We start from the raw sequence: 23,970 nt of genomic DNA on the forward strand, positions 1-23,970 counted from the left end.
AAAAAAGGAGCCAAAGAAAAACAGCATCATCAAAAAGTATTAATTAAAAATATGTTTATAATGAACAGAATATTAATTACAGGAGCTACCGGTCAGCTGGGGCGCCTGGTTGTATATAAACTAAAACAAAAAATATCCGCTGACAGCATCGTTGCCTTAGTACGATCTGCAGAGAAAGCTTCCGACCTTGGCTTAGGTGTTGAAGTCAAAGAAGGAGATTATGACAAACCTGAAACGCTGCAAAAGGCCCTGAAGGACATCGATACCCTACTGCTGATTTCTTCAAGCGAAGTGGGCAAACGACAGGCGCAGCATAGGAATATAATTAATGCTGCGAAACAGGCAGGTGTTAAGCAGATCGTCTATACTAGCCTCTTACATGCTGATACCTCCTCCCTAAGCCTGGCAGAGGAACATATAGCTACTGAAGCCGACTTAAAAGCTGCCGGTATTCCTTACACTGTGCTCCGTAACGGCTGGTATACCGAAAATTATGCCGATTCCATTAAGGCAGCACTTGCCAGTGGCTCCATTATTGGCAGTGCAGGAGAAGGTAAAATCTCTGCAGCCACTCGTGCAGATTATGCAGATGCAGCAGTAGGTGTATTAACCAGCGAAGGCCACGAAGGTAAAACATATGAACTTGCGGGAGATGAGAGTTTCACTTTAGGGGAATTAGCAGCAGAATTATCCCGCCAGACCGGCAAAAACATCTCCTACAATAACATGCCTGAAGAAGCGTATGCCGCTCAACTAAAAGGCTTTGGCCTGCCAGAGGAACTTGCTAATGCAATTGCCAGCTGGGATGTTGCTATAGCAAAAGGTGACTTATTTGACGATTCACATCAGCTTTCAAAACTAACCGGACGCCCTACAACAGCAATGGCTGCTTTTGTAAAAGAGATAGTAAAGGCATCTTAAGAGACAATTCTATATATCATTCAAACAATTTTAAATTCTAACCTAATTTAACACATGAAAATCACGAAGTATTTCTTTGCAGTACTGGCTTTATTGGCCTTTACCACCACTCAGCTTGCAGCTCAGAGCAAAGCAGGCAAAACTCTTAACGCCGACACCCAGAAATCGAGCCTTGTATGGACGGGTAAGAAAATTGGCGGCGAGCACACCGGCAACATTTCCCTGTCTTCCGGTACCCTGCAGGTAGAAAAGAACAAGTTGGTAGGAGGCGCTTTCGAAATAGAAATGAACAGCATCACCAACACAGATCTTACCGATGCGGATTACAATGCGAAACTGGTAGGGCACCTTAAATCTGATGACTTCTTTGGAGTTGAAAAGCACCCGAAAGCAACTTTTAAAATCACCAAAGCAACTCCTATTGCCAAAGCTGGCGAAAACAACTACCAGATCACCGGAGATCTTACCATTAAAGGAAAGACAGAAAACATTACTTTTCCTGCAGCAGTAAAAATCAATGGAAATGCAGCCGAGGCTGTGGCCAAAATTGTGGTAGACCGGAGTAAGTTCGATGTGCGCTATGGCTCGCCTTCTTTCTTTGCCGATCTGGGCGATAAAGCCATTGACAATGAATTTATCATTGACCTAAAGCTGATAACCTCCGCTTCAGCTAAGTAAGTTGCGATTGTCTGACGGTTAAGAGAATTATTGTAAAGCCAGTTGGTAAACCAGCTGGCTTTCGTTTTATTATAGACCACCAGGAAGGCAGCTTCCCGAAACTGAAATGGCAACAGGCCTGCTGTACCACCATCCTATTTATAATTACTCCCAAAAAAGCCAATACATCAACCCCCTTTCCATGAATCAGGCATAAATCGAAAGCCAACGAATGAAAAGAAAGCGCCTTTTGCCTCTCCCGTACAGGACTTTATAATCATCACTTGAAAGGGGATGCCCTAAAAAGTGTTGCAGGAAAATACCGACAGCTTTTCTTTTTTTGAATATTCTTTCCATCCCGGTATATTTACACATCCACTATTTGGTGTTTTTTCCCCATTATCATAGCAAATCATGCCCTTCCCCACCCCTTTTATTCAGCGAATGCAGCAGCAGTTAGGCAACGATTTTGCCGCTTTCGAACAGGCTTTGCACACCGATGCCCCTGTAAGCATTAGGCTGAATCCATTCAAGTGGAAGGAAATTCCCCCTCTGGAGCCGGTACCATGGGCCAGCGGGGCCTTTTACCTGCCGGAACGGCCCGCCTTTACGCCAGACCCGCTCTTTCATGCCGGCGCTTACTATGTACAGGAGGCAAGCTCAATGTTCCTGGAACAGGCCATCCGGCAACATTTACCAGGCAGGGAAGCTGTTATCGCACTTGACTTGTGTGGCGCCCCGGGCGGAAAAAGCACTCACCTTACCTCCATTTTACCCCCCGAAAGCCTGCTGGTGAGCAACGAGGTCATTAAATCGCGCACCAACATACTGGCCGAGAACATCCAGAAGTGGGGAAGCCCTTGCAATGTTGTCAGCCAGAATGATCCCCGGGATTTCAGTCGCCTGCCCCGCTTTTTCGACCTGGTGGTGGTAGATGCCCCCTGCTCCGGCGAAGGCCTCTTTCGCCGCGACCCCACCGCCGCCAATGAGTGGTCGGATGCCAATGTTAAGCTTTGTTCGGAACGGCAACGCCGCATTCTTGCCGATATCTGGGACAGCCTAAAGCCCGGTGGCCTGCTCGTTTACAGCACCTGTACTTATAGTCCACAGGAAAATGAGGAAAACTTAACCTGGCTCAGACACCATTACCAGGCAGAGGTGTTGCCGCTGGAGGTGGAAGAAAGCTGGGGGATAAGCGAAGCAGAGATCGAAGGAGTAAAAGGATACCGCTTTTACCCGCATAAAAGCCGCGGAGAAGGCTTTTTTATGGCAGTGGTTCGCAAAACAGCTGAAGAAGGAAGCACAGAAAGAGTTGGGGGTAAAAACAAGGGCGGTAAAAAAAAGAAGGCTGTTTTTTCCGAAGCCCCGAAAGCAATACAAAACCTCCTGCAGGAATGGGTTCAAAGTTCTGATGCCTGGGAATATGTACAGCATAACGAACAGCTCTCTGTCCTCCCCGGCCGCTGGATGCCCGAGATAGAAGCACTTTACCAAAACCTCCGTATTAGCTATGCCGGCACACCCTTGGCAGAAATTAAGCAGAAAAACCTCAACCCTCTGCCTTCTCTGGCCCTTTCTACCATTCTTCGACCAGAGGCACATGCGGTGGTAGAGGTCGATTTAGAAACTGCACAGCGCTTCCTGAGAAGAGAGGATGTACTTCCGGACGGAGCTCCGGAAGGTTGGGTACTCCTGCAGTACAGAGGGCTGGGCTTAGGCTGGATAAAAAGAATAAAACACAGGGCAAACAATTACTGGCCAAAGGAATGGAGAATCCGGATGGAACTTAATCCGGCCTCCTATCAGCCAGTTATCTAAGGTTTCAGCGGAGAACAAAACCATCAGCAGGCATAGCAGTTAGTTTCATAAACTACTTTTTAACATGCTATTGTATTCTGCCATTGGGGCTGTTGCGCTTGCCCTTGTTCATTTCTTTGCCTATAAACTTCACTTCAGTAGCATTCCCCGCAGCAAGTGGCTGTCGGCAGCCGGGGGTGTATCGGTCTCCTATGTCTTTATCCATCTTTTACCCGAGCTAAGCGAATTTCAGGAGGCACTGGAAGAAAAAAAAGACTTGATTTTCGACTTTTTAACCCATCACGTTTATCTCATCGCCTTATTATCTCTATCTCTTTTCTACGGGTTGGAAAGAACCGCTAAACTCTCCCATGAATCGAAACGAGGGGCTCCTGCAGGCATGGAAAAAGAAGAATCGAATACCAGCGTTTTCTGGATTCATGTTTCTTCCTTTACCATTTACAATGCACTCATTGGTTACCTGCTGGTGCATAGGGAGGAAGAAAAGTCATGGAGTCTTCTCCTGTTTGTTATCGCCATGGCCTTTCATTTTGTGGTCAACGACTATGGGCTGGTAGATCATTACCGAAAGGAATACATCAAAAAAGGACGCTGGATTATTACTGCTGCCATTTTAGGCGGATGGGGAATTGGAGTACTCACCACTATCTCAGAAACCCTTCTTTCTCTATTATTTGCCTTCGTTGGGGGAGGTATTATACTAAATGTATTAAAAGAAGAATTACCCGAAGAGAGAAAAAGTAATTTCTGGGCATTCTTAACCGGGGTTGTGCTTTATACCACACTGCTAATGGTCGCCTAAAGGATAACCCCACTGCATTCCTGCCGTATACTTATTTAGTAGAAAGTATAATTTAAAATTGAAGACTATGTGGAGATTAATAAGAACTGCCATTTTAGTGGCAGGCGCAAAAAAGCTTTGGAAGCATAAAATTGTAAGAAAATACATAAAGCGCCATTTATTTGGCAAAAACAGCCGCCTGCTACCCATTTAATAGCATATGGAAAATTTAAAGAAGCCTCCTTCCCCTGTTTGTTCATTGTCGGGAAGGAGGCTTTATTTTGACCTGTACAAAAGCTTCAGAGAGGTTTGGCTCCGGAGAACATAAAAAAACAACTGCCTCAGTTCATTAAAAGAAAGTGGCAGCTGTTTGGTTTGGGTGTATGTATTTGGGTGTATGTTTAAATAATGTTGGCAGTACTATTTTTGAAATTCTGAGGGGCCTGAATTCAAACCATTCTGTGTCTCTCTTCCATGCGAAAAGCAGGAATTGCTGTTAATTCCCGGATGGTTTTTCTTCCCTCTACTATATATATTAGATTTCCAAGCAGATTGTTGGGCTGGACCAGATTAATTTTTCAGCAATCGTTTGTGCTAACGTTTGCAACACAACTTCAGCAGCTTGTCATTCTTTTTTCATTTCGGGTGGCTAAGAAATTTAGACAGCAGATAAAAGAGTTTGAAATCTATGATGTAGAAGAACCCTTCGAACACTCTAACCAGGCTTAGGAGCTGCAAGATATTTTCAGGAGCGATTCCCTATTTTCTTTAATTCAAACAAGCGGTTCCAAGGCTGCTAGCTCTCCGAACAAGACAGCAGCCAGGTACTATTTATTTAGTTATACAAATCTTTTATTTATTTGAATAAATTGATTAAAAGCACGAAAAAAGCTGTATCTTTCATAATTCATAATACTTTATATTTTTCAGTGAACTCAAGCCTTGCCTGTTACCAATCGCCCATCGGCCAGCTGATGATTAGTGGCTCGGAAAACGGAATCTCCTCTATCCTGTTCGGAGAACAGCCTTTCCGCCCCTCTTCCCAACTATTACCTCTTTGCCTCCAGGAGGCAGTGGAGCAGCTGCATGAGTATTTTTGCCACCAGCGCGAAGAGTTTAGCCTGTCACTGGATCTGGAGCAGGGAACTCCTTTTCAGCAAAAGGTGTGGAAATCACTGGCTGGCATTCCCTGGGGAGAAACCCGTAACTACGCACAAATTGCCCGCGAAATTGAACAACCGCTTTCAGTGAGGGCGGTGGGCTCTGCCAACGGGCAAAACCCATTTCTGATCGTTTTGCCCTGCCACCGCGTTATCGGCTCAAGCGGATTGTACCGGTTATTCAGGTGGCTTATTACGCAAACAATGGCTCCTCCGCCATGAGCAGCAAAGTGTACAGCTGGAAATGTTTTAGGTAAGCTGGCTCCGGATTTCATCTCAGCTAATCGGGAGCAAGGGAACCCTTCCCCCCTCCCTCTCCTCTCCTTCATTTTCACTTCATTCTTCTTCCTGAGCTTCCCGGCTCTTTCTGCGGAAAACTGAAAGCCACAGTGCCCGAGCAAAATTTACCACACTATTTTTCCTTTTAACGAAACAATTTACCCTTCATCTTCATATACCTGAAGGAGTCTGTTTCATTAAAAACGCAGTGCTGCCAGTAAAAAAGATGCTCTTCACTTTTTAACCTTTTTTATTTCCAACACCGAATGGATATCCTTCAGCGACAGGAAAAACGATTATATCAGCAGCTCTTTCCCCTCTTTGAGCAGCAGGGCTATGAGGCCGTGCCTTCAAAAAAGCAGTTCCGTCAGCCCTGCAAAAATGGCTTTCGTGCCGTGCTTTTCTCTATCAGTGAAGATGCAGAGGAGAAAATAATAGATGTTCAGCTTGGGATCCGGATTAACCTAGTAGAAGAACTGGTGCTTCAGTTCCTCGGTGGCAAAAAAGAGTTAGAGAAAGACAGCACCACGATTATTACTTCTTTAGCCCGCTTAAAGCACCAAAGCCAGCGAAGGCTTATAATTACCGAAGATGAGCAAAGCCTGCAGCAAAGCTGTACCCAGATTACTGCCGCCATGCAGGAAAAAGGCTTTAAATTTTTAAAAAATTTTAGCCAGCTTCACCGAATCGATAAAGTAGTTAACCGGAAGCCCTCACGGCAATGCCCCATAATGCATAACCAGATTCAGCGATGCTTTAGAGGGATTACCATTGCCCGTATGCTCCACCGGAATGATTTTGATAAGCTGGTAAGCATTTACGGAAGCTATCTCTACAGCCAGTGGGCATCACGGCAGATATTAGACAATTATAATAAACTGGTTAATTTCCTGAAGAACTTTTCCTTTAACTAAAAGCGAAACTAATTTATATAGCAGCGAAGGCATTGCTCTTTAGCGGTAAACATACTCCTGCCCTTCGTGTTTGATCGTCACCTTTTTTTCGCCGGCTTCTACCCGGCCAACAATTTTTGCCTCTACGCCAAAACTTTGCGCCACCTCTATGAGTGCCTGTGCATATTTTTCCTCCAGGTATACCTCCAGGCGATGGCCCATATTAAACACCTTAAACATTTCCTGCATAGGCGTGTGGCTTTCCTGCTGTATCATTTTAAAGAGGGGAGGCACCGGCAGGAGCGAATCTTTTATGATGTGTAACTGGTCGATAAAGTGAAGCACCTTTGTTTGGGCACCTCCGCTGCAATGCACCATTCCATGAATAATGGGGCGGTACTCTTTAAGAAAAGCGGCCACAATGGGCGCATAGGTGCGGGTAGGCGAAAGCACCAGTTTACCGGCATTTACTTCCACTCCTTCCGGTAAACCTTCTACCGCATCAGTTAACTTTTTACTTCCTGCATAGACCAGGCTTTCCGGAACGGAAGGGTCATAGCTCTCGGGGTACTTTTCGGCCAGGTAGCGGGCAAAAACATCATGGCGGGCAGAGGTAAGCCCATTGCTGCCCATTCCGCCGTTGTACTCATGCTCATAGCTGGCCTTACCGTAGGAAGAAAGGCCCACAATAACATCGCCGGCGGCAATATGGTGGTTACTAATAACCTCTTCGCGCTTTAAACGGGCTGTAACGGTGCTGTCGACAATTATGGTTCGCACCAGGTCTCCAACATCGGCGGTTTCGCCACCGGTGCTGTAAATACCCATGCCGTTATCGCGCAGCATCTGCAAGACCTCCTCTGTGCCATTGATAACCGCGGCAATTACTTCTCCCGGTACTTTATTTTTATTTCGCCCAATGGTGGAAGATAGCAGAATGTTATCGGTTACCCCTACGCACAGCAGGTCATCGACATTCATGATAACCGCATCCTGCGCAATTCCTTTCCACACTGAAAGGTCGCCGGTTTCCTGCCAGTAAAGCCAGGCCAGAGAGGACTTGGTGCCAGCCCCGTCGGCATGCATAATGTTGCACCAGGCGGCATCTCCTCCCAGCATATCAGGAATTATTTTACAGAAAGCCTGGGGAAAAAGTCCTTTGTCGATGTTTTTAATGGCATTATGCACATCTTCTTTTCCTGCGCTTACGCCGCGCTGCATGTAACGGTCTTCCATGGGAGGGCTGGTGTAGGTTTATTCTGATACAAAAATAAGAAAAGCCTTCGCATAAGGAAGGCTCTTTGATGGTTTCTGAATATTCGGCTCAGGCGGCTATTGAAGATCACCCATCCCCCAGCTCATCGAATATTGGGTCGCGCTCTACCTTTTTCGGCTCTTTCTCTTCTTTTTTCCGTTCCCGCATTTCTACCTCCTCACCCTGTGGAATTTCTTCTTCCTCCTCTTCAGGCTGTACAATTTCGGCTTCGGGGGTAATTTCTGTTACTTTAAATTCCGTGCGCCGGTTTATCTGGTGCTCCTCTTCGGTAGTGGCATTCGGAATAATCGGCCGGTTTTCGCCATAGCCCCTTGCGGTAATCCGGCGCGGGCTAATTCCCTGTGAAATGATGTAATTTACTGCCGATTCGGCCCTCCGCTGCGAGAGGTCAATGTTATAAGTCAGGTCGCCCCTGTTATCGGTATGAGAGCTCAGCTCAATAACAATCTGCGGGTTATCCTTCAGAATATTTACCAGCTTATTCAATTCCCGGGCCGCATCCGGCCTTATTTCCGCCCGGTCGAAGTCGTAATAAATATTATCGAGCACAATGGCTTTGTCGAGCACAATCTGGTCGAGGGTAAGTGAGGTATAATAGGTGGTATCAGTCACGAACTCCTTCAGCTTCTCCTTATCCAGGTATTTTCCTTCCATCGGAAATACCTTTCGGGTAGTAAAATAATCTGGCTTTTCCCCTACCAGCAGGTATTCCAATACCCCCTCTTCGAGTGCAAAGCGGAATTTACCCTCGGCATCGCTGGTCACCACATCTACAGGTCGCTCTTCATCGGCCAGCAGGCGCACTTCAACATTGGGTAAGATTACCTTCTGGTTATTTTCGTCCGTAGTGTAGGTAGTACCGGCAAGGTAGTAATTTACAATTTTCAGGTCCGGATCGCTGTTTACAAAGGCATACACATCATCATCGCCTTCGCCCGATTCGCGGTTACTGGAAAAGTAGCCTTTATCGTAGCCCATATAGCTGAGGCCAAAGTCATCGGAGCTGGAATTCATGGGTACACCCAGGTTTTCAATAGCTATCTTCCCGTTTCTCCGGACGGCTACAAAAAGATCGAGTCCGCCGAGGCTGGGATGCCCATCGGAAGAAAAATAAAGGCGGCCATCCTGCGATACAAAAGGAAACATTTCGTTGCCGGCTGTATTTATTTCAGGGCCTAAATTACGCACCTGACCCCAGTTTCCGCGCGAATTGAGGGTGGCCGAGTAAAGGTCGACTCCTCCAAAGCCGCCCCTGCGGTTAGAGGCAAAATAAAGTGTTTTACCATTCTTACTAAATGCAGGGGTAGAGTCCCAGGAGCGAGGGTCGCTGATTCGCAGTAACTGGGCATTACTCCACCTGCCACCCCTGAAGTAGCTGATATACAGGTTTACCTCTTCGCCTCCTTTTTTACCCTTGGCATTACCACGGGCAAATATGAGCGTATTACCATCGGGGCTAAAGGTGATGGCCCCTTCGGCCCTGTCATCAGTATTAAAATTTTCGGCCAAAGGCTGAACGGTGCCCGGCACAATTCCCATAGACGGACCTATTTCTGCTACATAAAGGTCGGTAAAGCTTTTACCGGTGGCTTTATATATTTTATCGTCGCCGCGCGAGGAGGTAAAATAAAGCACATTGTTTTGGGCAAGAGGGGCATACTCCGCTTCCGGAGTATTGATTTGTTCGAGGTGCTTGATCTGGTAAAAACTTTCCTTGGAAAGAAGGTCTTCCAGCGACTGCAGTACGGCCACCTCATTCTGGGCCCGCTGGATGTACTCTTTGTTCTGCGCGTTTTTTAAATAGGAGCTAAACTGCTGGCGAGCTTCTTTGTACTGACCATTCGCTTTTAAGGCAAAGCCATAGTAAAAGCGGGCATCCTCCTCTTCCATGCCTGCCTCGAGAGCCGCAGCATAAAAAGGTGCCGCTTCATCTATACGATTGGAGAGTCGGTAAGACTCGGCAATCAGGAAATTTGCACGGGCTTTATTCGTTTTTGACTTACCAAGGGCCTTCTCAATATTTTCGATGGCTAACTGGTACTCCCCTTCCTGAAAATTTTTGACCCCTTTTTTATAGGTGCTGCAGCTGAAGGCAAAAATCGCCAGCAGGAGAAAAAGAGCTATTCTAACGGATTTCATATAGGCTATCGTCCGGATGTACGCTTTAATTTAGAAATTTTATCTACAAAATATAACGACTGAAATAAAAATTAGGTATATCAGAGCCATACTACCGGGCCAGGGATAAAATATTAGACCAGCTTTTTTCAACCTGCCACTTAATATGCCAAGCCTTCCAAAGCCTCCGGTCATATTGCCCCACAAAAAAGCTATAGATGAGTTTTCATTAGGTACGTCATAAAAAACCCTGTTTTACCAACAGGGTTTTATTTTTAAGAGAAATATCGTTTTAACCAGGTTTCCTTCGCCGGCTGCAGCCATTTTTCTTCCAGCTCCTGTTTATTCGACACCAGGTTATTGAAAGTCTGGGTGTCGGCCGTAATCTTTCCTGCTTCGATGCTCCTTTTAAGACTAGGAAGGGGTTCCATGTAAATTTTATCTTCCAGCACAAAGGCTACCTTTCCGCGATCCATAAAGCTTAGCCCCAGTTCTTTTTCCAGAGCCTGCACAAAAGCCACAGAACTGTCGATGGAACAGCCGCTTGCCTGCTGATGATTTTCATCTACTCCTATTACCAGAAACTGGTCATGAAAAAGTTTATAAGAGGCTTTGAGCGGCTTCCCATGTGTTGCCCACGACTCCAGGAAGTCCGGTGCGGTTTTTTCAATCAACGCCTGCTCTGTTTCAGTAAGAGGTCGGCTGGCCTGGTAAACCCAAACCCTCGCCTGGGCACTAAGTGTATCGAAAGGAATATACATAACAACTATTGGTCTTTAGTTATGAATCTTTAGGATTGGAAAGAACCTGTAGTTTTTAATCTAAACCTTCGTTTTTGGCGATAAGTTCAGCCAGGTCCAGCACCTTTACATCATTCTCCTTATTCTTGCTTTTTACCCCATCGGAAAGCATGGTCATGCAGAAGGGGCAGGCTGTGGCAATTGTAGTGGCGCCGGTATCAATGGCCTCTTCGGCACGGTCAACATTCACATCCTTAAAGCCCGGCTCAGGCTCCTTCCACATTTGGGAGCCACCAGCACCACAGCAAAAGCCTTTGGTCTTGCAGCGCTTCATCTCTACCAGCTCAGCATCCAGGGCTTCCAGTACTTCGCGCGGGGCTTCATAGATTTGGTTCGCCCGCCCAAGGTAGCAGGAGTCGTGATAGGTGATTTTCTTTCCCTTAAATTCGCCACCACCTTTCATGCTTACTTTGCCATCGTTAATCAGCTGCTGCAGGTAGGTGGAATGGTGAATTACTTCATAGTTACCGCCCAGTTCAGGGTACTCATTTTTAATGGTATTAAAGCAGTGCGGACAGGCGGTTACTACTTTTTTGATGTTGTAGCCATTGAGCACCTGAATGTTGGCGGTTGCCTGCATCTGGAACAGGAACTCGTTACCGGCACGACGGGCAGGGTCGCCGGTACAAGCCTCTTCCGGCCCAAGTACGGCAAATGAGATACCTACTTTATTTAATATCTTAACAAATGCACGTGTTACATTTTTGTAGCGGTCGTCGAAGCTGCCGGCACAGCCTACCCAAAATAAAATTTCCGGTTCTTTTCCTTCGGCCGCCATTTCGGCCATGGTGGGCACTTTATATTCCATTTTTTCAGATGTTAGATATGAGCGTTAGAGGTGAGACAGTAGAATGAAGAGCCAGGAATCAGGAGTAAAAGGGCCTTTAGCTCCTGTGCTTAATTCCTGCTTACTGGTTCTTTTACATCTTACTACTGGCTACTTAATTACTGGCTACTTAATTCTTACTACTATTTTTATTTCTTCAGGCTGTCGGCCCAGTTAAAGCGGTCGCTGGGTGGAAATTTCCAGGGAGCAAAGCTGGTTTCGATGTTCTGGAACATCATTTGCCATTCCTGCGGGCTGCTGCTCTCTTCCATGGCCATATAACGGCGTATCTGGAGAATAATGCTCAGCGGATCGATTTGTACAGGGCAGGCCTCTACACAGGCGTTACAGGTAGTGCAGGCATTAATTTCCTCTTCAGTTATATAATTGCGGAAAAGGGTTTTTCCATCTTCCAGCCCCGGTCCGCCTTTGTCTAGGCTCTGCCCTACCTCCTCTGCACGGTCGCGGGTATCCATCATAATCTTACGGGGCGACAGCTTTTTGCCTGTCTGGTTGGCAGGGCAGCGGCTGGTACAGCGGCCACATTCTGTACAGGTGTAGGCATCGAGCAGGTTCTTCCAGTTAAGGTCATTAATGTCTTTGGCACCCAGTGTGGCTACTTCCTGCGGTGCGGCTCCGCTACCTCCGTGGCCTTCTGATTCATTTACGGTGGCGGCGGCCGACGCCCCGGTTTCATCTGGTATCCCCAGCATCATTTTTACCTCGCGGGTTACCTCCGGCATATTCTGCATCTTGCCCCTTCGGTTCAGGTTGGCAAAATAGGTATTCGGGAAGGCAAGAAAAATATGCAGGTGCTTGGAATAGGTAATATAAATGGCAAAAGCCAGAATGCCGATGATGTGGAACCACCATGCCGCACGCTCCAGTGCAATGAGGGCGGAAGTGCTCATATCTTCGAACAGCGGCTTTAAGAAAGAGCTGAAGAACAGAGTGCCGGTGGTAATATATTCAGGATTACGGGTCTGCAGTAATGAATCCGCAGCATTCATGGTGAGGATGGCAAACATCAGGATGATTTCTGTAACCAGAATGATGGTGGCATCCATTTTAGGCCATGCCGTCATTTCCTGTCCATGGAGGCGGTCGACGCGAAGCACTTTGCGGCGAATCAGGAAAATGGTACAGGACACAATTACGCCTACGGCCAGGAACTCGAAAATATTCATAAGCCATGTATAGGCTCCCTCGCCCCCTACGATGGAAGCAAAATAGCGGTGGGTACCAAATATGCCGTCGATGATAAACTCCAGCACTTCGAGGTTGATGACAATAAAGCCAATGTACACAAAAAGGTGGAGGATGGCCGGGATGGGCCGCTTAAACATTTTCTTCTGACCAAAGGCGACCAGCATCATATTCCGGAAGCGCTCCCCTTTGCGGTCGCTTCGGTCTGTATCGCGGCCCAGTAATATATTTTTGCGTATCCGGCTGATACGCTTGGCCATGATAAAGGCTGCCGCCCCCACAATCAGAATAAAAAGTATTTGAGGTAAATATTCCATTTGTATATCAGTAGATTTTATGTTTTCCGTAAACTTACCTTAATTATAAGGAAAATGCTTGAATTATTTTTTTGAACTTTTTCTGATGAATGTTTGGCGCGAAACATTTTTGTGCTACTTTTGTGTCCTCAAACAACGGTGATGTAGCTCAGTTGGTAGAGCATCGGACTGAAAATCCGTGAGTCGGTGGTTCGAATCCACTCATCACCACTGTTGTTTTAAAGCCTCTTAACTTCTGTTGAGAGGCTTTTCTTTTTTGGACATCAGCCCTCGCCGCTCTTCTTCTCCCTTCTGTCTCTCAAACTTGCCATTCCTTTTTTTATCCTCTAAAATAAAATGAATAAGGTTACTTTAGTATGCATGCAGAGTAAGTTTCTGCTAATTTATAATTATTCTACATTGAAACAACAGCAAATTATACTGCACAAAAAAGGCTGACTGCATTTCTGCAAGCCAGCCAACTGTTAAACGTGTGTAAAAAGGGAAGGTCTACTGTATATACAATTCTTTAATTTCTTCTTCTGTAAGGGTTTTATTATAAATTTTTATATCATCAATAAGGCCTTTAAAGTCTGGGTCTAAGTAGCAGTAATTCGAATGGCCTATATAATTTCGCACCCTCTTAATATCCAATACGGGATGCCCGTCATTTCGTTGCGCTACTTTCTCTCCATCTACAAATATTTTCATTACACCCTCCGGATCAATAGTAGCAGCAAACTGCTGCAGCTCGCCATTTACAATCACATCCGGGGCAATTAGTCTTCCTTTTTCCCTGTTAAGAGTGGAGTCGGCATTAATCCAGCTGGTAAGGGCAAGGTCATTGGTTTCTTCTAAGCGGGAAAGTGTAACATTGCGGCCGTTTCGCTCTCCTAAACCATTTCCCATATCAAAGATCCTTTCATAGCTCCTGTTTTCTTCAAACTGCACCCGCGCTACTATGGTAAAGCCTGCTGCCCATACCTCTCCCAGCTCCGGCAGTTTTATATAATCTCCACCAGGCTGGTTACAGCCATTATTGCCTTCGGTTTCATTCAGGCGCAGGGCAGAGCCCTCCACCAGTTCATTCTGCACTATACCGGGGTCCCCTATAATTTTACCATCATAGCCATTCTCGCTCAGGTCCGTGGCTCCGTCCGTAAAATCATAATGAAGCAAAAGCCCACCCTCCGGGGTAGGTTCTGGCTCTTTCTCCTGACCTGTAGGTCCTGGTATTTCACCCTCTGTATTACAGGCTGAGAAAACAGCGACAAAAAGAAAAATAAAAAAAAGTCGAATAAAACGGGTTCTATACATTCTGATCAAAATTTTTAGTTGAAAAAAGAAGTGAAAGCTTTGCATACTCTCACCGTTGGGTTATACTATAACGGCCATTAATGTTTTTGGTTTTAGCAGGATGGGAAAATAAGCAGGGAAAACAGTAGCGCTGCCCCAGAGCATATGGATAACCATTCTTTACCCACAGGGTTTTATAAGCTGACGAGCTGATAACAAGTCAGTTAACATCACTCTGTACTTATCATTCTTTTTGCAGAAAATGCCACCGGCTTAATGCTTTTGCGACTCTACTGAGGCGGGAATAAAAAAATTCCCGGTCCTTCTCTGCAGTAAACAACGACAAAGAAGGCCCGGGGAGGCAAAACAAAATTATTTAACCAGTGATTTTACAGGAATTCTTCTGTGGGCAGGTTTAAGTGAAAAGAAAAAGGTAGATCCTTTTCCTAATACTGATTCGGCCCAAACTTTACCGCCATGTCGTTCCACTATTCTTTTAACGATAGCGAGTCCTACGCCGGTTCCTTCAAAATCTTTGGCACTGTGCAGGCGCTGAAAAACACCAAAGAGCTTATCGTAATTCTTCATATCAAAGCCCGCACCGTTATCCTTTACATAAAAAACCACATCCTCATTTTCTTCGCTCGCCCCTACTTCAATAACAGGCTGCTCTTCTTTTTGAGAATATTTAATGGCATTAGAGATAAAATTTACCCACACCTGCTTCAACATATTACTGTCGCCCTCAATCAGGGGCAACTTGTCTATTTTTATCCTGAAATGGTCAATCGTTTTATAGGTTCCGATATCATCAATAACAGCATGGACAATCTTATTCATGTCCACCTCCGTTTTAATCAGCTCGGCATTGGCCTGCCTTGAAAACAGCAGCATGCTCCTAATCATTTCCGACATCTTTTGAGTGCTGTCCATCACCAGGTTCAGCACCTTCGACACATTACCATCGAACTGATCGCCATACCTTTTCATCAGCAAACTGGTAAGGCCGCTAATATTATTGACCGGCGACATTAAATCGTGCGATACGGAATAGGCAAAAGCATCGAGCGACTGTAGTTCTTCCAGCTTTTCTTCCAGGTGCTTGTTCAGCTGCCTTACCTTTTCTTCCGATGCCTTTCGCTCTGCAATTTCTCTTTCAAGATTCTTATTGATAGTCCGGAGCTTTTCTTCCTGGCTGAGTAACTTTTTATTTTTGATGCTCAGTTCTACAAAAGCTCCCACCTTGGCCCGCAGCAATTCAGGAACAAAGGGCTTGTTGATGTAATCGACCGCACCCGCCTTATAGCCCTTGTACATATTCTCCTCTATGTCGATGGCCGTAAGGAAAATAATAGGAATATTCTTTAGCTTTTCGCGTGAGTATATCAGTTCAGCTGTTTCGAAACCATTCATCCCCGGCATTATTACATCCATGATGATAAGGTAAAAATCATGGTCGTCGAGCAGGCACTTGAGCGCCTCACGGCCGGAGCGGGCCTTCACAAACTTATAGCCTTCCGTTTCCAGAATAGTCTCCAGTGCCAGGATATTCTCCTCACGGTCATCGACCAGCAGTATTTTTACTTCTGCTTTCTCTTCCATTCTTCTTTTATTTCCGGTTCGAAATCCTAATACTCATTTAACCAGATGCGCATAATGGATATCAGCTGCCCCATATCGAGCGGCTTTGTAATATAATCCGATGCTCCTGCTTCCAGGCATTTTTCCCGGTCGCCTTTCATGGCTTTGGCGGTTACGGCAATAATAGGAATATTTTTATTTTTAAGGTCCTTCCGGATGAGCTGAATGGTTTCAAACCCATCCATCTCCGGCATCATAATATCCATCAAAACAATATCGATATCATCATTCTCCTCCAGTATCTCTATGGCTCTCCTGCCACTTTCGGCCGAAAGGATTTCCGGACCGTAACCTTCCAGTGCACTTACAAGCGCAAAAATGTTCCTCACGTCATCATCGACCAGCAGCACCTTTTTGCCTACCATCATATTGGTAGAAGGGTGCAGGTTTTTAATAATCTCCCTCTTTTCATCGGGCAGTGAGGCAAAATCGCGGTGCAGGTAGAAGGAAGAAAAATCCAGCAGCTTCTCAATAGAGTTGGTACTCTTAAGGATGATACTCCGCGCCGTTTTCTTTAGGTTCGTCAGTTCTTCTTTCGATAAATCTTCCGTAGAAAAGACGATGAGCGGCGTTTCGGCCTGCTTGGTATCCGCTTCGAGCAGGGCCAGCAGTTCCAGCCCGGAGAAATCCGGCAGGCGGAGGTCCAGAATGATACAATCGTACTTTTTCTTTTTAATCAGCCTTACAGCCTGCTCTCCATTAACAGCCTGGCTTATTTTAACATCATCTCCTTCGAGCAGCTGGCGAATCTGATTAAACTCCTCCTCCGAATCTTCTATTACCAGCAGGCTCCGGGTCTTCTTCTTATCGAAGGCCGCAATCTTATCAAACAGCTCTTCTACCGATTCGCTCTTTGCTCCTTCGGCCAGAACGGTATAGGCACCCAGCCTGTAGGCAAAATTTCGATCATCTTTACTTACCGAGGTAAGCGAAACCGGAATGCTTCTGGTGTTCAGGTCATTTTTCAGGCGGTTCAATACCTTCCAGCCATCTATATCCGACAGGTTTACATCGAGCACAATGGCATTCGGGTGGTACTGGTTTATCAGGTCAAATACCATCCCTCCTTTTGTGGAGATAACCGTTTTATAGCCTTTCTCCACCGCCTTGGTTTTTACCTCTTCTATCAGGGAAGGGGAATCCATTACAATCATTACTACTTTATCCTTGACCTTTATTTCGGCCCTGTGATCTTCTACCTCTAATGACTGGTGAATCTCCGATGCATTATAGGGAATAATCGATTCTCCCGATTCTAACAAGGCTTTGGCGAGCTTGTTTTTACTTTCTTCTTTTTTAGAAGAACTTTTTTTCATCTCTCCATCCGTCGACTGTGGCAGCGCTTTTAAAGAATATGTCAGCGGAAGGTACAGCGTAAAGGTACTTCCTTTTTCCAGCTCGCTGTCCAGCTCCATGGTACCACCGAGCAGACTGGTTAACCCTCTGCTAATGGACAGCCCAAGGCCTGTACCGCCAAATTTACGGCTGGTAGAGCCCTCGGCCTGCTGGAAGGCCTCGAAAATAATATGCTGCTTCTCTTTCGAGATACCAATTCCGGTATCTTTAATTTCAAAACCAATAACCATATCGGCTTTATCGAGCACCAGGTTATCGAAGCGTTTACGCTTATCGGCCACAAATATTCTGAGCTTCACTTTACCTTTTTCGGTAAACTTAAAGGAGTTCGACAACAGATTTTTGAGAATTTGCTTGAGCCTTTGCTCATCGGTTTCAATGAACTCCGGCAGCTTTTCGTCCTGCTCAATATCGAACTTAATCTTTTTGTGGTCGGCCATATGGCGGAAGGTCAGCTCCACGAAACGGGAGATATCCTCAAAGCTGAGCGGCGCATTATCCACCGAAATAACCCCTGATTCGATTTTGGAAAGGTCCAGGATATCATTAATCAGGTTTACCAGGTCATTTCCGCAGGAGTTAATGGTTTTGGAGAAGCGGATTTGCCTTTCGGAAAGGTTGCCCTCATGGTTCTCCGATAGCTGCTGCGACAGAATAAGTAAACTGTTGAGCGGCGTACGCAGCTCGTGCGACATATTCGCGAGGAACTCCGACTTATACTTGGAGGTAATCATGAGCTGAGCCGCTTTTTCTTCGAGCGATTTACGGGCAATTTCCACCTCATAGTTTTTCTGCTCCAGCTCTTCTTTCTGGGTTACCAGCAGGTGGGCTTTATCTTCCAGCTCTTCGTTGGTTCTTCTCAGCTCTTCCTGCTGTGTTTTAAGCTCTACTGCCAGTGACTGCGACTGCTCCAGCAGCATTTCGGTACGGGTACTCGATGCAATGTTGTTGAGCACGATACCAATACTTTCGGTTAGCTGCTCCAGGAAGTAGAGGTGCATTTGGCTGAACTTCTGGAAGGAGGCAAGCTCCAGCACCCCTTTTATCTGGTCTTCGAACAGGATCGGCAGGATAATCAGACTTAGCGGTGTAGCTTCTCCCAAACCGGAGCTGATTTTTATATAGTCCTGCGGAACATTGTCCATCAGGATTTTCTCCTTCTCCAGCGCACACTGCCCTATCAGTCCTTCGCCAATCTGGCAATATTCGAAGCCCTGATTCTTTCTCGCCCCATAGGTACCAATAAGCTTGAGCCTTGGCTGTAGCACATCGGCATTCTGGTCGAGGATGTAAAATACCCCATGCTGACCGGATACCACTGAAGCCAGCTCGGAGAGAATAAGATTTGACAGGGTATTGAGGTCCTTCTGCCCCTGGAGCATCTGGTTAAACTTGGCAAGGTTGGACTTGAGCCAGTCCTGCTCCTGGTTCCTGAGAGTAGTTTCTTTCAGGTTGGCAATCATCTGGTTGATGGTATCCTTCAGGGCTTCCACCTCGCCTTTGGCTTCCACGTTAATGGTTCTGGTAAGGTCCCCTTTGGTTACCGCAGAGGCCACATCGGCAATGCTTCGTACCTGCGTGGTAAGGTTATCGGCCAGCTGGTTTACGTTTTCGGTCAGGTTTTTCCAGATACCTGAGGTGCCCGGTACGTTCGCCTGTCCACCCAATCGGCCTTCGGCACCCACTTCGCGGGCCACCGTGGTTACCTGGTCGGCAAATACCGCCAGGGTATCAATCATTTCGTTAATGGTTTCCGTCAGCTGGGCTACCTCGCCTTTGGCATCGATGGAGAGCTTTTGGGTAAGATTACCCTTTGCCACACCGGTTACTACCTTGGCAATACCCCGTACCTGGCTGGTAAGGTTAGTCGCCATCATGTTTACCGAGTCGGTAAGGTCTTTCCAGGTACCGCCTACCCCTTTTACTTCGGCCTGACCACCGAGTATACCTTCGGTACCTACTTCACGGGCCACCCTTGTTACCTCAAAGGCAAATGAGTTCAGCTGCTCCACCATCGTGTTGATGGTATTTTTCAGGTCGAGAATTTCTCCTTTTACGTCGATGGCAACCGTTTTGGAAAGGTCACCGCTTGCCACGGCCTTCGTTACCTCGGCAATATTACGTACCTGGCTGGTGAGGTTACCCGTCATCTGGTTTACCGAGTCGGTAAGGTCCTTCCAGATACCTGCCACACCCGGTACATAGGCCTGGCCACCCAGCTTACCGTCTGTACCTACTTCCCGCGCCACACGTGTTACTTCCGATGCAAAGGCTCTAAGCTGGTCCACCATGGTGTTCAGGGTTTCCTTCAGCTGGAGAATTTCGCCCCGCACGTCGGCGGTAATTTTACGGCTCATGTCGCCGTTCGCCACCGCATTTGCTACTTCCGCAATGTTTCGTACCTGGCCTGTTAAGTTCGAGGCCATCTGGTTTACAGAATCTGTTAAGTCCTTCCAGGTACCTGCTACGCCAGGTACGTTTGCCTGGCCACCCAGTTTACCGTCTGTACCTACTTCCCGCGCCACACGTGTTACTTCCGATGCAAAAGCTCTGAGCTGATCCACCATGGTGTTAATCGTGATTTTCAGCTCCCGGATTTCCCCTTTTACATCCACCGTAATTTTGCGGGAAAGGTCACCGTTCGCCACGGCCGTTGTTACTTCTGCAATGTTTCGTACCTGGCCCGTAAGGTTCGAAGCCATTTTATTTACCGAGTCTGTTAAGTCTTTCCAGGTACCGTCGACACCCGGCACGTTGGCCTGACCACCCAGCTTTCCTTCGGTTCCTACTTCGAGCGATACCCTGGTTACCTCGGAAGCAAAGGAATTCAGCTGGTCCACCATGGTGTTAATAGTTTCCTTTAGCTCGCGAATCTCCCCTTTTACATCCACGGTAATTTTCTTGGAAAGGTCACCCTGCGCTACCGCAGTCGTTACCTCGGCAATGTTTCGCACCTGGCCGGTAAGGTTGGAGGCCATTTTATTTACCGAATCAGTAAGGTCTTTCCAGCTACCGTCGACACCCGGCACGTTGGCCTGACCACCGAGTTTACCTTCAGAACCTACTTCAAGTGCCACACGGGTTACTTCCGAACCGAATGCATTCAGCTGGTCCACCATCGTATTGATGGTTTCTTTCAACTCCATGATTTCCCCCTGGGCTTCAATGGTAATCTTTTTAGAAAGGTCGCCTTTCGCCACGGCCGTGGTTACTTCGGCGATATTCCTCATCTGGCCGGTAAGGTTCGAGGCCATCTGGTTTACGGAGTCTGTTAAGTCTTTCCAGCTACCGTCGACACCCGGCACGTTCGCCTGTACACCCAGTTTACCTTCGGTACCTACCTCTCGTGCTACCCTTGTTACTTCCGAGCCGAAGGAGTTCAGCCTGTCCACCATCGTATTAATAGTGTCTTTCAGCTCCATGATTTCGCCCTGGGCCTCTACCGTAATTTTCTTGGAGAGGTCACCGTTTGCCACCGCAGTCGTTACGTTTGCAATGTTACGCATCTGGCCGGTAAGGTTCGAGGCCATCTGGTTTACCGAGTCAGTAAGGTCTTTCCAGGTGCCATCGACACCCGGTACGTTGGCCTGGCCGCCGAGCTTTCCTTCCGTACCCACTTCTCGTGCCACCCTTGTTACTTCCGAACCGAATGCATTCAGCTGGTCCACCATGGTGTTAATGGTCAGCTTCAGCTCACGAATCTCCCCTTTTACATCCACGGTAATTTTTTTGGAGAGGTCGCCTTTTGCCACCGCCGTGGTTACATCGGCAATGTTTCGTACCTGGCTGGTAAGGTTATTCGCCATCAGGTTTACTGAATCGGTCAAATCTTTCCACGAACCACCTACACCCGGCACGTTGGCCTGGCCTCCCAATTTACCTTCGGATCCCACTTCGAGGGCCACACGGGTTACTTCCGAACCAAAGGAGTTGAGCTGATCCACCATGGTGTTGATGGTTTCCTTTAGTTCCTTTATTTCACCTTTTACATCTACTGTAATCTTTTTAGAAAGGTCGCCTTTTGCCACGGCCGTTGTTACCTCAGCGATGTTACGCATCTGGCTGGTAAGGTTCGAAGCCATCTGGTTTACCGAGTCAGTAAGGTCTTCCCAGGTGCCATCGACACCCGGTACATTGGCCTGCACCCCAAGCTTTCCTTCCGTACCTACTTCCCGTGCCACCCTTGTTACCTCACTACCAAAGGCATTCAGCTGGTCCACCATGGTGTTGATGGTATTCTTCAGCTCCAGGATTTCGCCTTTTACATCCACGGTAATTTTTTTGGAGAGGTCGCCTTTTGCCACCGCCGTGGTTACATCGGCAATATTTCGTACCTGAGCTGTAAGGTTAGAGGCCATTTTATTTACCGAATCGGTAAGGTCCTTCCAGGTACCACCTACTCCTTTTACCTTTGCCTGTCCACCGAGCTTACCTTCCGTACCTACCTCGAGGGCCACACGCGTTACTTCCATGGTAAAGAGGTTCAGCTGCTTTACCATGGAGTTTACTTCTTTGGCTATCCGAAGAAATTCTCCTTTTAGTTTATGGCCGTCGACATGCAGCGGCATTTCTTTCGACAGATTACCCTTACCAATGGCGCTGATAACATCGGCAATTTGCATAGTTGGATGGGTAAGGTCGGTAATGAGAGAGTTAACCGAACTTACACAGGTATTCCAGGAGCCTTTGCCCCCCTGCAGTTCTACCCGCTGCGAAAGCTTTCCTTCCTTACCAATTATTTTACCAGCCTTGCTGAATTCATTGACCAGTTGTTCATTCAGCTCTACTATTTCATTAAAAGTATCCCAGAATTTTCCGGCAATGCCCGTCTTGTCGACAGGAAAGCGAACAGAAAAATCACCATTCTTGATTTTGAGCAAAGTTTCGTACAACCTGACATCCGATAGTACGTTAGCCTCAATCTCGGATTTAACGGCTTCAAATTTCATATATTGGTATGGTTAAAGTGGCACGGGTATATGATTCCTCCTCGCTCCCTCTTCGGAAACAGCGACAAGAATAAGGAATGGCAAAAGCTGCCATTATCCAATTACTGGCCATCATCTAAAAAGCATTTAAGTTCTGACACACAGGTCTTTACACAAGCTCGATTATTATTAGCAAAAGTATATCTTTTGATTTTAAAGCACTTATATAAAAGAGCTATTTTTTTACTTTTCAAGCAGGAAAAAAATTTCCTGCCATAGCCTTAGGCCTAATTTAAATATTTAGAATTCATAAAAACTTAAAAATACAATTTACAGACTTTTAGCCGGTTTAGTAAGCCTGGTGCAAGGACTCTTTTACAGAAAAAGATGTTAAAAAAAGTATAAGCAATTAAAAATATAATAAAATTTTGGTATTTCACATAAATGCATAATTTTTCATCATGCATTATATTGCCAGAAGAGCTGGATTTTCCAAAGTGTTTTCCAAACGTACCGGATATACAACAGTCCAGAGCATAAAAAAGGGCAAGAAGCTTTATGCTCTTTGCCCTTTTGCCACATAACGGCAGGTCTTTTTATTTAAAATGCTTCAGGCGAATCAGCTCTTTTTGGGTAAGGTAGCGCCACTTACCTCTGGGAAGATCCTTTTTGGTTAAACCGGCATACATTACCCTGTCCAGGCGAATTACCTCATAGCCCAGATGTTCGAAAATACGTCGAACGATTCGATTCCGGCCAATATGAATTTCAACGCCTACAATTGAGCGATCGGCTGAAAGTATAGCAATTTCATCTACTTTTGCTTCTCCATCTTCCAGCTGCAGGCCAGCCTGAATTTTCTCAAAATCCTCTTCTTCCAAAGGTTTGTTCAGGTCGACCTGGTAAATCTTTTTCACCATATGGCTTGGGTGAGACAGCCGCTTCGTCAGCTCGCCATCGTTCGTTAGCAGGAGCAGGCCTGTGGTGTTACGGTCGAGGCGCCCAACGGGGTAAATACGCTCATGCCCGGCATTATTTACCAGCTGCATTACTGTTTTGCGCTCGTCCGGATCGTCCATGGTGGTAATAAAATCCTTTGGCTTGTTCAGGAGTACATACACCAGCTTTTCGGCACTTAGCTTTTTGCCATTGTAGGTTACCACATCTTTGCGGCTTACTTTCGTACCCAGCTCGGTTACTACCTGCCCGTTTACCTTTACCTCTCCTGCCTCTATGAGTTTATCCGCTTCGCGGCGGGAGCAAACACCGGCATCGGCTATATATTTATTCAGGCGGATGTTCTTTTCATCGGCCGATACTTTTTCCTTCTTCTCTGCGGTTGGTAAAACATCGTAAGTCGGGGGCACCTGCATCGGCTCCTCTTTCGACTGAAAAGGGGTAGAACGGTCTGCTTTACGAGTAGTACGTCCGGCTGCAGAGGCAGGCCTGCGGCCTTCATCCTGTCTGCCCGAGGCACGCCCCCCTTCGCGGCGGCGGTCTCCTGATGGTTTGTTGGGGGTATTTAAATCTTCCTGGCGCTTACGCCTACCATCTTCATCAGAGGTATAATCGCGGAAGTTCTTTTTCCTGTACTTTCCACTCCTGTCCTTTCCCTCTTTTGAGGCATTTGGCCGCTCGGGCTTTTTACCTTCAAAAGAACCACGCTCTCCGTCGTAGTCTTTCTTTTTCGAAAATTTTCCTTTGAACTTGCTCATGAA

The 23,970-nt window shown here is 46.6% G+C and carries 15 protein-coding genes and 1 tRNA gene; 7 read left to right on the forward strand and 9 right to left on the reverse strand.

The genetic code is table 11. The features are described 5' to 3' along the window. Positions 1-60 precede the first annotated feature (60 nt). The 6 genes from F752_RS0102525 to F752_RS0102565 all read left to right on the forward strand — a co-directional run bounded on the left by F752_RS0102525 (position 61) and on the right by F752_RS0102565 (position 6,530). Positions 61-921 (forward strand): SDR family oxidoreductase, encoded by an 861-nt coding sequence (locus F752_RS0102525; RefSeq protein ID WP_152424999.1) that lies wholly within the window; start codon positions 61-63, stop codon positions 919-921. 54 nt (positions 922-975) lie between these two features. Beyond that, positions 976-1,599: a YceI family protein gene (locus F752_RS0102530; RefSeq protein WP_017730158.1), complete on the forward strand. Its 624-nt coding sequence runs from the start codon at positions 976-978 to the stop codon at positions 1,597-1,599. Positions 1,600-1,992: 393 nt separating this feature from the next. Beyond that, complete coding sequence (locus F752_RS0102540; RefSeq protein ID WP_017730160.1) at positions 1,993-3,396, forward strand: methyltransferase RsmF C-terminal domain-like protein; 1,404 nt, start codon at positions 1,993-1,995, stop codon at positions 3,394-3,396. Positions 3,397-3,460: 64 nt separating this feature from the next. Continuing rightward, a complete protein-coding gene (locus F752_RS0102545) occupies positions 3,461-4,198 on the forward strand; it encodes a hypothetical protein (RefSeq protein WP_017730161.1) in 738 nt (245 codons plus the stop codon). A gap of 908 nt (positions 4,199-5,106) precedes the next feature. Then, complete coding sequence (locus F752_RS23355; protein ID WP_236613968.1) at positions 5,107-5,559, forward strand: methylated-DNA--[protein]-cysteine S-methyltransferase; 453 nt, start codon at positions 5,107-5,109, stop codon at positions 5,557-5,559. A 323-nt stretch (positions 5,560-5,882) separates the two neighbouring features. Further along, on the forward strand, positions 5,883-6,530 hold the full coding sequence (locus tag F752_RS0102565) for a hypothetical protein (protein ID WP_017730164.1): 648 nt from the start codon (positions 5,883-5,885) through the stop codon (positions 6,528-6,530). A gap of 39 nt (positions 6,531-6,569) precedes the next feature. Here the strand turns inward: F752_RS0102565 and F752_RS0102570 are convergent, their stop codons facing one another. From F752_RS0102570 to F752_RS0102590, 5 genes are all read right to left on the reverse strand, one after another. Further along, positions 6,570-7,745 (reverse strand): AIR synthase related protein, encoded by a 1,176-nt coding sequence (locus tag F752_RS0102570; RefSeq protein WP_017730165.1) that lies wholly within the window; start codon positions 7,743-7,745, stop codon positions 6,570-6,572. 106 nt (positions 7,746-7,851) lie between these two features. Further along, positions 7,852-9,924, reverse strand: a complete 2,073-nt coding sequence (locus F752_RS0102575) for an OmpA family protein (protein ID WP_017730166.1) — start codon at positions 9,922-9,924, stop codon at positions 7,852-7,854. 254 nt (positions 9,925-10,178) lie between these two features. Then, positions 10,179-10,664 carry a hypothetical protein gene (locus F752_RS0102580; RefSeq protein ID WP_017730167.1) on the reverse strand — a complete coding sequence of 162 codons (486 nt, stop codon included), beginning with the start codon at positions 10,662-10,664 and terminating at the stop codon, positions 10,179-10,181. 55 nt (positions 10,665-10,719) lie between these two features. Beyond that, positions 10,720-11,511 (reverse strand): (Fe-S)-binding protein, encoded by a 792-nt coding sequence (locus tag F752_RS0102585; RefSeq protein ID WP_017730168.1) that lies wholly within the window; start codon positions 11,509-11,511, stop codon positions 10,720-10,722. Positions 11,512-11,678: 167 nt separating this feature from the next. Continuing rightward, positions 11,679-13,052, reverse strand: coding sequence for a (Fe-S)-binding protein (locus tag F752_RS0102590; RefSeq protein ID WP_017730169.1), 1,374 nt, complete (start codon positions 13,050-13,052; stop codon positions 11,679-11,681). A gap of 137 nt (positions 13,053-13,189) precedes the next feature. Here F752_RS0102590 and F752_RS0102595 point away from each other — a divergent pair. Continuing rightward, positions 13,190-13,262, forward strand: a tRNA-Phe gene (locus tag F752_RS0102595). A gap of 279 nt (positions 13,263-13,541) precedes the next feature. Here F752_RS0102595 and F752_RS0102600 read toward each other — a convergent pair. The 4 genes from F752_RS0102600 to F752_RS0102625 all read right to left on the reverse strand — a co-directional run bounded on the left by F752_RS0102600 (position 13,542) and on the right by F752_RS0102625 (position 23,967). Continuing rightward, positions 13,542-14,348 (reverse strand): LamG domain-containing protein, encoded by an 807-nt coding sequence (locus F752_RS0102600; RefSeq protein WP_017730170.1) that lies wholly within the window; start codon positions 14,346-14,348, stop codon positions 13,542-13,544. A gap of 351 nt (positions 14,349-14,699) precedes the next feature. Further along, positions 14,700-15,929 (reverse strand): sensor histidine kinase, encoded by a 1,230-nt coding sequence (locus F752_RS0102605; protein WP_017730171.1) that lies wholly within the window; start codon positions 15,927-15,929, stop codon positions 14,700-14,702. Between the two features lie 26 nt (positions 15,930-15,955). Beyond that, the gene (locus F752_RS0102610) at positions 15,956-22,273 is read right to left on the reverse strand and encodes a HAMP domain-containing protein (RefSeq protein WP_017730172.1); all 6,318 of its coding nucleotides are present in this window, start codon (positions 22,271-22,273) and stop codon (positions 15,956-15,958) included. A gap of 575 nt (positions 22,274-22,848) precedes the next feature. Continuing rightward, positions 22,849-23,967 carry a pseudouridine synthase gene (locus F752_RS0102625; RefSeq protein WP_017730174.1) on the reverse strand — a complete coding sequence of 373 codons (1,119 nt, stop codon included), beginning with the start codon at positions 23,965-23,967 and terminating at the stop codon, positions 22,849-22,851. Between the last annotated feature and the right edge of the window lie 3 nt (positions 23,968-23,970).

It is taken from the genome of Nafulsella turpanensis ZLM-10 (assembly GCF_000346615.1).
GTDB lineage: Bacteria > Bacteroidota > Bacteroidia > Cytophagales > Cyclobacteriaceae > Nafulsella > Nafulsella turpanensis.